9 protein-coding genes are annotated in these 12,334 nt (G+C 74.0%); 6 read left to right on the top strand and 3 right to left on the bottom strand.

Going from position 1 to position 12,334, the window contains the following annotated elements; translation table 11 throughout:
- A partial coding sequence (locus AB0D45_RS17130; RefSeq protein ID WP_362459562.1) for a DUF998 domain-containing protein occupies window positions 1–341 on the bottom strand: 341 nt, incomplete at its 3' end.
- Between the two features lie 274 nt (window positions 342–615).
- Here AB0D45_RS17130 and AB0D45_RS17125 point away from each other — a divergent pair.
- Both AB0D45_RS17125 and AB0D45_RS17120 read left to right on the top strand, forming a co-directional pair.
- On the top strand, window positions 616–1,947 hold the full coding sequence (locus tag AB0D45_RS17125; protein ID WP_362459559.1) for a hypothetical protein: 1,332 nt from the start codon (window positions 616–618) through the stop codon (window positions 1,945–1,947).
- A 72-nt stretch (window positions 1,948–2,019) separates the two neighbouring features.
- Window positions 2,020–3,774 carry an NAD+ synthase gene (locus AB0D45_RS17120; RefSeq protein ID WP_362459556.1) on the top strand — a complete coding sequence of 585 codons (1,755 nt, stop codon included), beginning with the start codon at window positions 2,020–2,022 and terminating at the stop codon, window positions 3,772–3,774.
- A gap of 74 nt (window positions 3,775–3,848) precedes the next feature.
- On the opposite strand, the gene AB0D45_RS17115 is transcribed toward AB0D45_RS17120, so the two are convergent.
- Window positions 3,849–4,877, bottom strand: a complete 1,029-nt coding sequence (locus AB0D45_RS17115) for an endonuclease/exonuclease/phosphatase family protein (protein ID WP_362459553.1) — start codon at window positions 4,875–4,877, stop codon at window positions 3,849–3,851.
- Between the two features lie 306 nt (window positions 4,878–5,183).
- Here AB0D45_RS17115 and panB point away from each other — a divergent pair, with 306 nt between their 5' ends.
- The 3 genes from panB (at window position 5,184) to AB0D45_RS17100 (ending at window position 8,038) form a co-directional block, all read left to right on the top strand.
- Window positions 5,184–6,044 carry a 3-methyl-2-oxobutanoate hydroxymethyltransferase gene (gene panB / locus AB0D45_RS17110; protein ID WP_361607056.1) on the top strand — a complete coding sequence of 287 codons (861 nt, stop codon included), beginning with the start codon at window positions 5,184–5,186 and terminating at the stop codon, window positions 6,042–6,044.
- Window positions 6,045–6,170: 126 nt separating this feature from the next.
- Complete coding sequence (locus AB0D45_RS17105; protein WP_362459550.1) at window positions 6,171–7,193, top strand: ATP-binding cassette domain-containing protein; 1,023 nt, start codon at window positions 6,171–6,173, stop codon at window positions 7,191–7,193.
- A complete protein-coding gene (locus tag AB0D45_RS17100; RefSeq protein ID WP_362459547.1) occupies window positions 7,190–8,038 on the top strand; it encodes an ABC transporter permease in 849 nt (282 codons plus the stop codon). Before AB0D45_RS17105 ends, AB0D45_RS17100 begins: the two co-directional genes overlap by 4 nt.
- A gap of 65 nt (window positions 8,039–8,103) precedes the next feature.
- On the opposite strand, the gene AB0D45_RS17095 is transcribed toward AB0D45_RS17100, so the two are convergent.
- Window positions 8,104–11,457, bottom strand: coding sequence for a BTAD domain-containing putative transcriptional regulator (locus AB0D45_RS17095; RefSeq protein WP_362459544.1), 3,354 nt, complete (start codon window positions 11,455–11,457; stop codon window positions 8,104–8,106).
- A gap of 61 nt (window positions 11,458–11,518) precedes the next feature.
- On the opposite strand from AB0D45_RS17095, the gene AB0D45_RS17090 reads away from it, so the two are divergent.
- Complete coding sequence (locus AB0D45_RS17090; RefSeq protein WP_362459541.1) at window positions 11,519–12,319, top strand: site-2 protease family protein; 801 nt, start codon at window positions 11,519–11,521, stop codon at window positions 12,317–12,319.
- Window positions 12,320–12,334: the final 15 nt, after the last annotated feature.

Raw genomic sequence — 12,334 nt, 5'->3', positions numbered from 1 at the left:
CCCGCGTACTGGACGTACTCGGGCGGGCCCGACAACGCGGCGAGGTGCGGTGCCAGGCGTCGCAGGGCAGGCGGGACTTTGCGGACACCCCCTAGGGCGAGCAGCCCGCCGAGGAAGACGAGCAGGCCCGCGGTGAAGTCGGTGGCCCGGAAGAGGCCGCCGAGGGGCTGGTCCTGGGCGGCGAGTTCGCTGACGTAGGCCTCGATGGGGTTGAGGCCGGTGGAGAGGACGACTTCGAGCACCCAGGCGGTGTACGCGGCCGCGCCGAGGCCGACGAGGAGGGCGACGGGCCCGGTCCGGCCCCTGGGGCGTTCCTCGCCTGCGGGGCGGTGTGTGCGCATGGGGTGACTGTTCCTCAGCGGATGCGGCGATGGCGTGCGGCGCCCCCGGGCGGCGGCGCTGCTGGGCCATCCGGCCGAGTCCCACACCGGGGGAACGGGCACGGGACCGGCCGGGTTCCCACGATTCCGGCACATCGGCCGATTTCCGTTCCCCGGGCGGGGCCGGGGCCGTACCGGGGTTGGAGGGGGCCGGAGGGCGTGGCAGTCTGCCCGCATCGTCCGTACACCGCGTTCCGCGCTCCGTACGCCGCACAACCCAAGGACGCCGCCAGGTATGAGCACGCCCCCGAACCCGCCCGAGCCCCCGTCCGGTCCGCCGACCGAGGCCGCGGGCACGCCCATACCCGAGACGGCGAAGCCGTCGCCGTCGGAGCCCCCGCAGGCGCCGGAGCCGGAGCCGGCGAAGCCGTCGCTGCTGAAGTCCCCCGGGGCCCAGGCCCCGACCCCGCCGGAGCCCCAGCCGGCCGGCCCGTCGCCGGCGAAGCTGCCGGCGCCCGCTCCGGAGGACGCCCGCCCGTCCCTGGCGAAGACCCTGCCCTCCGCTCCGGAGGGCGCCATCCCGGCGAGTGGGGCGACCCCGCACGCCGATGTACCGCCGGTCGCGCCGCCGCAGGCGGGCGTCCCGCCCCTCACGCCGCCGCCCGCCCCCGCTCCGGCTCCCCTCACCCCGACGCCGCCGGCCGAGGAGTACAACCCCTTCGCGACCCCCGCCCCCGGGGCCGCCCCGCCGCAGTTCGCGCCGATCTCCGCCGCGCCCCCCGCCGCCGCCTGGAGCCAGCCCGGTCAGCCCGCAGCGCCGTACGGCGGATACCCCGGCTACCCCGCCTACCCCGGCTTCCACCCCGCCCCCGCCGCGCCCTCCAACGGGATGGCCGTCGCCGCGCTGGTCCTGGGCCTGGTGGCCGTCCCCGTGGCCCTCGTCCCCTTCGTGTTCTGGATCGGCGCCCTGCTCGGCCTGACCGCCCTCGGCCTCGGCATCGCCGCCTTCGTGCGCGCCCGCGCCGGCGCCCCGCGCAAGGCGATGGCCGTCGTGGGTGCCGTGCTCGGCGTGCTCGGCCTCGGCGCGTGCGTCGGCGGCTGGTTCACCACCGTCACCGTCATCGACCGGGCCATCGACCGCTCCGCCCACGGCCCGGCCGGCGGGGAATGGGACGACGACTACGACGACGAGGACCCCGACGCCGACACCCCCTACCCCACCCCGTCGACGGGCCCCGGCATGAGCACCCCGCTCGCCTTCGGCCGTACGTACACCTACCCCAACGGAATCGAGCTGACGATCGGGCAGCCCCGGGCGTACACGACCAGCAGCAAGTGGATCGAGGTGGGCAACGCGGTGGAGGTGCCCTTCACCATCACCAACACCTCGGACGAGCCCCACCGCGTCGTCCACGCGATCCCCGAGGTCCGCGACGACCAGGGCAAGGCCGGCAAGCTCGTCTTCGACGGCCGGATGCCCAAGCGCGTCGACACCGTCATCGAACCGGGCCACTCCGCTTCCGGCAGCGCCGCCTTCGAGGTCCCCGTGGGCACCCGGAGCATCAGCGCGGAGCTCTCCCCCGGCGTGCTGCTGCCCCCGGCGAAGTTCAGCGGCCCGATCGGCTGAACGGGCCCGGATCCGTACCCGGACGGCCGGGGCCCAGGACATCGCGTCAGAAAGACGATTAGACTGGGCCCCGTGCCTCAACTTCGCCTCGCGCTGAATCAGATCGACTCGCGGGTCGGCGACATCGCCGCCAACTCCGACTCGGTCGTGCACTGGACGCGGCACTCCGCCGAGCAGGGCGCCCACCTGGTGGCGTTCCCGGAGATGACGCTGACCGGGTACCCCGTCGAGGACCTGGCCCTGCGGGAGTCCTTCGTCGACGCGTCCCGCACCGCACTGGCCGCGCTCGCCCGGCGGCTCGCGGACGAGGGCTTCGGCGGGCTCCCCGTCGTCGTCGGCTACCTCGACCGCAGCGAGAAGGCCGTCCCGCGGCTCGGCCTCCCGCCCGGCTCCCCGGAGAACGCGGCCGCCGTGCTGTACGGCGGGAAGGTCGTGCTGCGGTTCGCCAAGCACCACCTCCCCAACTACGGCGTCTTCGACGAGTTCCGGTACTTCGTGCCGGGCAGCACCCAGCCGGTGATCCGGGTGCACGGCGTCGACGTGGCCCTGGCCATCTGCGAGGACCTCTGGCAGGACGGCGGCCGCGTCCCGGCGACCCGCTCCGCCGGGGCCGGGCTGCTGATCTCGGTCAACGCCTCCCCGTACGAGCGCAACAAGGACGACGTACGGCTCGAACTGGTCCGCAGGCGGGCGAAGGAGGCCGGCTGCACCCTCGCCTACGTGGCGATGATGGGCGGCCAGGACGAGCTGGTCTTCGACGGCGACTCGATCGTCGTGGACGCCTCCGGCGAGGTCATCGCCCGCGCCCCGCAGTTCTCCGAGGGCTGCGTGCTGGTGGACCTGGACCTGCCGGCGGCGCGGGCCGACGCCCCCGAGGGCGTCGTCGACGACGGGCTGCGCATCGACCGCGTGATCCTCTCCGAGGAGCCGGTCCAGGCGTACGAGCCGGTCGTGCCCGGCGGCTACGCCGACCGCCTGGACGACGACGAGGAGGTCTACGACGCCCTGGTGGTGGGCCTGCGCGCGTACGTCCGCAAGAACGGCTTCCGCTCCGTCCTGATCGGGCTCTCCGGGGGCATCGACTCGGCGCTCGTCGCGGCCATCGCCTGCGACGCGGTCGGCGCGCAGAACGTGTACGGCATCTCCATGCCCTCGAAGTACTCCTCGGAGCACTCCAAGGGCGACGCCGCCGACCTGGCCGCGCGGACCGGGCTCAACTTCCGCACCGTCCCGATCGAGCCGATGTTCGACGCCTACATGGGCGCGCTGGGCCTGACCGGCCTGGCCGAGGAGAACCTCCAGTCCCGGCTGCGCGGCACCCTGCTGATGGCGGTCTCCAACCAGGAGGGCCACATCGTGCTGGCCCCGGGCAACAAGTCCGAGCTGGCCGTCGGCTACTCCACCCTCTACGGCGACTCCGTCGGCGCGTACGGGCCGATCAAGGACGTCTACAAGAGCGACGTCTTCCGGCTCGCCCGGTACCGCAACCGGGCCGCGCAGGAGCGGGGCGAGACCCCGCCCATCCCGGAGAACTCGATCGTGAAGCCGCCGAGCGCCGAGCTCAGCCCGGGGCAGGTGGACACGGACTCGCTGCCGGACTACCCGGTGCTCGACGCGATCCTGGCCCTGTACGTGGACCGGGACCAGGGCCTGGAGGCGATCGTCGAGGCCGGCTTCGACCGGCAGCTGGTCGCCCGGATCCTGCGGATGGTGGACACGGCGGAGTACAAGCGCCGCCAGTACCCGCCGGGCACCAAGATCTCCGCGAAGGGCTTCGGCAAGGACCGCCGCCTGCCCATCACCAACGGCTGGCGCGAGCGCGCGTAGCCGCCGCACCCGGGAGGGGCCCGCCGCTCGTGCGGCGGGCCCCTCCGTCGCGTGCGGGCGTCGCGCCCCTCACGTCACTTGCGCACGGTCACCCGGGCGGCGACCGGGAGGTGGTCGCTGCTCGTGCGCGGCAGCGTCCAGGAGGCCTCCGGCTTCACCCCGCGGACCATGATCTGGTCGATCCGGGCCATCGGGAACTGCGCGGGCCAGCTGAAGCCGAAGCCGTCGCCGGCCGCGCCCTGGGTGGAGCGCATCTGCGAGGTGACCTCGGACAGGGCGCGGTCGTTCATGGTGCCGTTGAGGTCGCCGAGCAGGATGACGTTCTTCAGCGGTTCGGAGGCGAGGGCCGCGCCGAGCGCGTCGGCGCTGTCGTCGCGCTGGTTGGCGGTGAAGCCGGCGTTCAGCTTGACGCGGACCGAGGGCAGGTGGGCGACGTAGACGCCGATCTCGCCGAAGGGGCCGGCGACGGTGGTGCGCATGGCGCGGGTCCAGCCCAGCCGGATGTCCACGGGCCTGCTGGAGGTCAGCGGGTACTTGCTCCACACGCCGACCGTGCCCTCGACCGCGTGGTACTTGTACGTGCGCTCCAGGGCCTTCTCGTAGGCGGGGACGGCGCCGGCCTTGAGCTCGGTCAGGGCCAGTACGTCGGCCCCCGACGTGGCGACCGCCTCGGCGGTGCCGCGGGGGTCGGGGTTGTCGGCGTCCACGTTGTGGGTGGCGACCATCAGGTTGCCGCCGCCGCCCGACTTGTCCGTCAGCAGGCCGCCGAAGAGGTTCACCCACACCACGGCGGTCAGCAGTATCGCGATCAGGGCCGTGGCGGACCTGCGGACCACGGCGATGGCGAGCAGGACCGGGACGGCCAGGCCCAGCCAGGGCAGGAAGGTCTCGGTGAGGCTGCCGAGGTTGCCCACGTCGTTGGGCAGCTCCGCGTGGAAGATCATGACCAGCGAGATCAGCGCGGCGACGGCGGCGGTGACGATCCCGCGCTTCCAGATGCCCCGGTCGCCGCGCAGCTCGGCCAGCCGGCGCTTCAGGCCGGATCCGGGGGGCCCGGGCTCTGAGCCGCCGTTCCCCGTCTCCGTCATGTACGCCTGTGCCATGCCATGTCCTCGCTGCCGTGCTCGCGCTCCGTCCCCGCCCCTTGACCCTAGGCGATGTCCGAAGCCTTTCGTGCCGTCCTCGCGGCCGTACGACCGGGAGGACGAACGGTCGTACGGCCGGGGTTCCGCTTGTCACGAAACGCGCACATTGGCTCCTGCGCGCCTGGAGGCGGGCCGGGAGTGTGACGGACGGGTCAGCGCGCCGCAGCCCTGCCACTTCCGTCCACGGCCCGACGGGTGCCACCATGGTGGGTGAGTCCGGGGACGCCGTGAGGGCGCCTCGAGATGACACAAGGAGCAGTTGCAATGACGCATGCCGTTTCGCCTGCCCGCGAAGCCGCCTCCCCCACCCTCTACGGGGGGACGGGCAACCGGCGGATCACCGTCCGCGACCTGAACCTCGCCAAGGAGCGCGGCGAGAAGTGGCCCATGCTCACCGCCTACGACGCCATGACGGCGTCCGTGTTCGACGAGGCCGGCATCCCGGTCATCCTCGTCGGTGACTCGATGGGCAACTGTCACCTCGGCTACGACACCACCGTCCCCGTGACGATGGACGAGATGACCCTGCTGTCGGCGGCCGTCGTACGGGGCACCAGCCGGGCCCTGGTCGTCGGCGACCTGCCGTTCGGCTCCTACCAGGAAGGCGCCGTGCAGGCCCTGCGCAGCGCGACCCGGCTGGTGAAGGAGGCCGGTGTCGGGGCGGTCAAGCTGGAGGGCGGCGAGCGCTCGCTGCACCAGACCGAGCTGATCGTGCAGTCCGGCATCCCGGTCATGTCCCACCTGGGCCTGACCCCGCAGTCCGTCAACGCCATGGGCTACCGGGTGCAGGGCCGCACCGACGAGGCCGCGCACCAGCTGCTGCGCGACGCGAAGGCGGCGCAGGACGCCGGTGCCTTCGCGGTGGTCCTGGAACTGGTGCCGGCCGAGCTGGCCGCCGAGGTCACCCGGTCCCTGCACATCCCGACCGTCGGTATCGGCGCGGGCGCGGAGTGCGACGCGCAGGTGCTGGTGTGGACCGACATGATGGGCCTGACCGGCGGGAAGATGCCGCGCTTCGTCAAGCAGTACGCGGACCTGCGCCGCACGATGGGTGACGCGGCGAAGGCCTTCGCCGAGGACGTGGTCGGCGGAACGTTCCCGCAGGAGGAGCACGCCTTCCACTAGTCCGCGCGTACCGACAGCCCGCCGGCCGACAGGGCCGGCGGGCTTTCGGCTGCCCGTCGGTCCGCTGTCGGCGGGCTGTCGGCCGGCTGTCGGCGGTTTGTCAGTGGCGGCTGGTCCCATGGCGGCATGACGCGAAACGACAAGAACTCCCACGCCGTGGAAGTGCGGGGGCTGGTCAAGCACTACGGCGAGACCAAGGCCCTGGACGGGGTCGACCTGGATGTCCGCGAGGGCACCGTGCTCGGCGTCCTCGGACCGAACGGCGCCGGCAAGACCACCCTGGTCCGCTGCCTGTCCACCCTGATCGTCCCGGACGCGGGCACGGCGACCGTCGCCGGCTTCGACGTGGTCCGCCAGCCCCGGCAGCTGCGCCGCACGATCGGCCTGACCGGCCAGTACGCCTCGGTCGACGAGAAGCTCTCCGGCTGGGAGAACCTCTACATGATCGGCCGGCTGCTGGACCTGTCCCGCAAGGACGCCCGGGCCCGCGCGGACGAGCTGCTGGAGCGGTTCTCCCTCACCGAGGCCGCGAAGAAGGCCGTGATGAACTACTCCGGCGGCATGCGCCGCCGGCTCGACCTGGCCGCCTCCATGATCGGCCGCCCGGCGGTGCTCTACCTGGACGAGCCGACCACCGGCCTGGACCCCCGTACCCGCAACGAGGTGTGGGACGAGGTGCAGCGGATGGTCGCCGAGGGCGCCACCGTCCTGCTCACCACCCAGTACATGGAAGAGGCCGAGCAGCTCGCGAGCGAGCTGACGGTCATCGACCGGGGCAAGGTCATCGCCAAGGGCGGGGTCGACGAGCTGAAGGCCCGCGTCGGCGGCCGCACCCTGCGGATCCGCCCCGCGGACGCTTCCGACCTGCCCGGCATGGCGCGCTCGCTGGCGGAGACCGGCCTGGACGGCGTGGCCGGCTCCCAGGCGGTGCCGGACGAGGGGGTGCTGCTGGTCCCCATCCTGAGCGACGAGCAGCTGACCGCCGTGGTCGGCCTGCTGGCCGCCCGCGGGTACGCGATCGCCGACCTCGGCACGTACCTGCCGAGCCTGGACGAGGTGTTCCTGTCCATCACCGGCCAGCGGCCGGCCGCGGCGCGGGACGCCGTACCCACCGAGAAGACCGAGACGGACCAGGAGGTCGCGGCATGAGCACCGCCACCACGACGAAGCCCCGCACCGGCGCCGCGGCCGCCGCCGCGTCCCCCCTGCCCGACGAGGGCCGGATCGGCCTGCGGGCCAACCTGCGCCACATCGGCGCCCTGGTCCGCCGCAACGCGCTCCAGATCAAGCAGGACCCGGAGTCGATGTTCGACGTCCTGTTCATGCCGATCATCTTCACGCTGCTGTTCGTGTTCGTCTTCGGCGGCGCGATCTCCGGCAAGGGCAACCAGGGCGAGTACGTCAACTACGTCGTCCCGGGCCTGATGGCGATGATGGGCATGAACATCGCCATGGGTGTGGGCACCGGCGTCAACGACGACTTCAAGAAGGGCGTGATGGACCGCTTCCGGGCCATGCCGATCGCCCGGTCGTCGGTCCTCATCGCGAAGATCGTGGTCGAGCTCGGCCGGATGATGGTCGCCATCACGATCCTGCTCGCCGTGGGCTTCATCCTCGGCCTGTCCATCAAGTCCTCGGTGCTGGAACTGTTCCTCGCCATCGGGCTGTCGGCCGTCTTCGGCGCCTCACTGATGTGGATCTTCATCCTGCTGGGTCTGACGCTGAAGACCGCGCAGGCCGTGCAGGGCATGGCGATGATGGTCCTGATGCCGCTGCAGTTCGGCAGCTCGATCTTCGCCCCGCCGACGACGATGCCCGGCTGGCTGCAGAGCTTCACGGACTACAACCCGCTGTCCAACCTGGCCGACGCGGCCCGCGGCCTGATCAACGGCACCCCGCTGGGCAACTCCGTGTGGATCACCCTGGGCTGGTCGGTCGCCATCACGGCGGTCACCATGCCGGTCGCGGTCCGCAAGTTCCGCCAGAAGACCTGATCCCGGGCAGGCCGGTCCGTCCGGATCGCGTCCCGGACGGCACCGCGCGGGGGAGCCGGCCGGAATCAGATGAGGGCGGTGGCCTCCTCCAGGGTGAGGCCGCCGCCTTCGGCGTACGCCGCCCCGTACGCGGCGTCGCCCAGCGCCGCCCGCGCCGCTTGCTCGGCGAGCGCGGCGTCCTGCCGCTCCGAGGAGCCCGGGACGTGCCCCGCCGGCAGGTGGGCCCGGTAGGCGCCGAACAGCCGAGCCCCCTCGTACGCCTGTTCCCGGCCGCCGAGGCCCACCCGGGCCACCGCGGCCGTCAGCAGGTACAGGGAGGGCATGTGGGGGGCGACCATCATCGCCAGCGGGTGGCGGACGGCCCCCGCGGCCTCACGGGCCAGCGCCAGGGCGTCCTCGTGCTTGCCCTCCCGGTTGTCCAGCCAGGCCGTCGTGGCGAGCAGGAACACGTCGAAGACGGCGAACGCGCCGAGCGCGAACTCGTCGCGCAGCAGCTGGATCTGGGCGCGGGCCTCGGGGATCCGGCCGGTGGTGCCGTAGACGTGCGCGAGGAACATCCGGGCGGCGGGCATGGCCTCGTTGCCGAACCGTTCCACCGTGGTGAGGCTCTCGGTGAGGATCCGCTCGGCCTCCTCGATCCGGCCGCTCTCGACGAGGGAGCCGGCCATCCGCACCCGCAGCACCGTCACCTGCGCCTTGGCGCCGAGGCGTTCGGCGTACTCGATCGCCTCGCGGTAGTCCTGGGCGGACAGGGCGTAGTCCCCGCGCTTCTCCCGGGACTCGGCGCGGGCCGACAGGGCTTCGGCGCAGCCCCAGTCGTCGCCGAGTTCGCGGAAGAGGGCCAGGCTCTCGTCGGCGTCGCGGGAGGCGTCGCCGGCCCAGTCGGCGCGGTTGGCGAGGATGTTCGCCCGCAGCTGGAGGGCGGAGGCGAGCTCCCAGCGGTAGCCGAGTTCGCGGGCGGTGTCGACGGTCGCGTCCACGACCCGCTTGAGCAGCCCCGCGTCCCCCGCGATCATCACGGCGTAGATCCACAGGGAGGCCGGGGGGCGGCAGGTCTGCGGGAGTCCGGGCCGGTAGGTGGCGAGCACGCCCTTCACCTGTTCGCGGACCTCCGGGGTGTCCCAGTCGCTGCTGGTCTGGTCCCGGGCGGCCAGGCGTACCAGGTGCAGGGCCCGCCAGCCCTCGGCGAGCACCTCGCCGGAGTAGGGCGGGGGCGAGTCGACGAGCCGTTCGTGGACGGGCTCGGCGGGGGTGTGGGGCGGCCGGAAGGGGTCGGGGCCGAGTTCGGCGGCTGCGTCCGACCAGTGCCGGGACTCGGCCCGCAGGTCCTGCATGTGCCAGTACCAGCCGAGCGAGTGCACCAGGCACAGCACTTCGCCGGCGTCGCGGGTGGCGACGGCCCGGCGCAGGGCGGTACGGAGGTTCTCGTACTCGGTGGCGAGCCGGTCGGCGGCCGCGCGCTGGCCGTGGCCGCGCAGCAGGGGTTCGGTGGTGCGGGCGAGTTCGCGGTAGTGGACGAGGTGGCGGTGCTCGGTGGCCTCCCGGTCGCCGCCGGCCTCGGCGAGGCGCTCGGCGGCGTACTCGCCGACGGTCTCCAGGAGGCGGTAGCGCATCTCGCCGGCGGGGCCGGGCGCGGCCACGACGAGGGACTTGTCGACCAGGGCCGCCATGCTGTCGGCGACGTCGGCGTCCGCCCCCGCCTCCGGGTCGGCGCAGACGGCTTCGGCGGCGTCCAGGTCGCAGCCGCCGGCGAAGACCGACAGCCGCCGCAGGACGGCCCGCTCGGGCTCGTCCAGCAGCTCCCACGACCAGTCGACGACGGCGCGCAGGGTCTGCTGGCGGGGCAGGACGGTACGGGCGCCGCCGGTCAGCAGGCGGAAGCGGTCGTCGAGGCGGTCGGCGATCTGGCGCGGGGTGAGCAGGCGCAGCCGGGCGGCGGCCAGCTCGATGGCGAGCGGCAGCCCGTCCAGGCGGCGGCAGATCTCCGCGGCGGCGGCCGGGTCGTCGGCGACGCTGAACCCGGGCCGGGCGGCAGCCCCCCGGTCGTCCAGCAGCCGCAGCGCGACGGGGTCGGGCAGCGGCTCGACGGGACGCAGGAACTCGCCCGGCACGCCGAGGGGTTCGCGGCTGGTGGCCAGGATCCGCACGCCGGGACAGTGGGTCAGGAGCCGCTCGGCGAGCCGGGCGGCGGCGCCGATGACGTGCTCGCAGTTGTCCAGGAGCAGCAGGAGCCGGCGGCGGGAGCAGTGCTCGGTGAGTCGGTCGAGGGGGTCGTGGCCGGCCCGGTCGGTCAGCGCGCGCAGTTCCTCCGCGGCGGCGCCGCGCAGCTTCGTCTCGCGGGCGCCGAGCGCGGCGAGGACGGCCTCGGCGACGTCGTCGGGGTCGTCCACGGGCGCCAGCTCGGCGAACCACACCCCGTCGGGCCAGTCGTCGCCGCCGGCGGCGCGGGCCGTGCGGGCGTGCGCCTCGGCGGCCTCCTGGGAGAGCCGCGTCTTCCCGGCGCCGCCGGGGCCGAGCAGCGTGACGAGCCGTGCCCGGGCGAGGTCGTCGCCGAGGACGCGGATGTCCTCCTCCCGCCCGACGAAGGTGGTCAGCCGCGCGCGCAGGTTCCCGGGGGCGGGAGCGGCCGGCTGCGCGGGGGCCGGGGCGGCGGGGGCCGCCTGTGCGGCGGGCCGGACTCCGGTCGGGGCCGGGGCCGGGGCGTCCGGGGGCGGGGAGAGGAGTTCCGTGTGCAGGGCGCGCAGGGCCGGGCCCGGATCCGTGCCGAGGCGGGCGGCGAGGTCCTGGCGGACCGTCTCGTAGGCGGCCAGCGCCTCCGCCGGGCGGCCCACCGCACGCAGGGCCCGGATCCGCAGCACCTGCGCGGACTCGTCCAGCGGCTGCCGCGCACACAGCTCGGTCAGCTCCGGCAGGGCCTGTTCCGCCTCGCCCAGCGCCAGCGCCGCGCCCAGGCGGCCCCGGCGCGCGTCCATCCGTACGGCATTCCAGCGCGCGGCCTCGGCCGCCGGATCGGGGAGGGAGGCCAGCGCCGGGCCCCGCCACAGCGCGAGCGCCTCGTCGTACAGGGCCGCCGCCCGGGCCGGGTCCGGGTCGGCCGCGGCGGAGCGCACGAGCCGTTCGAAGCGGTACGCGTCGACGTCCTCCCGCTGCGCCTCCAGCAGGTACCCGCCCTCGACGGAACGCACGGCCGCGTGCCCCAGTGCCCGCCGCAGCCGCCCCACCAGCGCTTGGAGCGCGGCGACGGCGTCGGCCGGCGGCGCGGCGTCCCACACCTCGGCGACCAGCAGCCCCGCCGGGACCGCGCGGCCCGGCCGCAGGGCGAGCGCGGTCAGGAGCGCGCGCAGGCGGGCTCCTCCGACGGCGACGGGGCTCCCGTCGTCGCGGATGGCCTGGGCGGTGCCGAGAATCGCGTAACGCACCGGCCCATTGTCCCCGGCCCCGGGAGCGGGGCGGCCCGGAGCCCGGGATAGGTTTCGCCGCATGGGTCATCAGGGCGTCCGCGGCGAGCGGCAGATCAGTTCCGTGTTCCTCGGCATCGTCGCCGTCATGGCCGTGACCGGCTGGGCGGTGTGGACGGGCTACGCGGCGAGCCCGGGCCTGGCCGTGTTCCTCTTCGTCACGGCCGCGTGGGTGGTCTCGCTGTGCCTGCACGAGTACGCGCACGCCCGCACGGCGCTGCACGGCGGTGACATCACGGTCGGGGCCAAGGGCTACCTCACCCTGAACCCGCTGAAGTACACGCACGCCCTGCTCAGCATCGTGCTGCCGGTGGTCTTCGTGATCCTGGGCGGGCTGGGCCTGCCCGGCGGGGCCGTGTACATCGAACGCGACCGGATCCGGGGCCGCTGGAAGCACAGCCTCGTCTCGGCGGCTGGCCCCCTGACGAACGTGGCGTTCGCCGTCGTCTGCACCGCCCCGTTCTGGCTGGACGCCCTCGACGGGGTGCCGGTGCACTTCCGCTTCGCGCTGGCCTTCCTCGCGCTGCTCCAGGTCTCGGCGGCGATCCTGAACTTCCTGCCGGTCCCGGGGCTGGACGGCTACGGGGTCATCGAGCCCTGGCTCTCCCACCGCGTGCGCCGCGAGCTGGCCCCGCTGGCGCCGTTCGCGCTGATCGGGGTGTTCGCGCTGCTGTGGATCCCCGAGGTCAACCTGTTCTTCTTCGACGTGGTGCGCGGGGTCCTGCGCGCGCTCGGCGTCTCGGACCCGGAGACGTACTGCGGCCGCGACCTGTACCGCTTCTGGCAGGACTCGGACGGCTTCTGCGCCGTCCCCGAGGACTGAGCCGCGACGGGGGCC

It is taken from the genome of Streptomyces sp. NPDC048352 (genome assembly GCF_040651895.1).
Classification (GTDB): Bacteria; Actinomycetota; Actinomycetes; order Streptomycetales; family Streptomycetaceae; genus Streptomyces.
The sequence above is the reverse complement of the archived record's forward strand: the minus strand, read 5'-3'. Positions and strand labels throughout refer to the sequence as shown.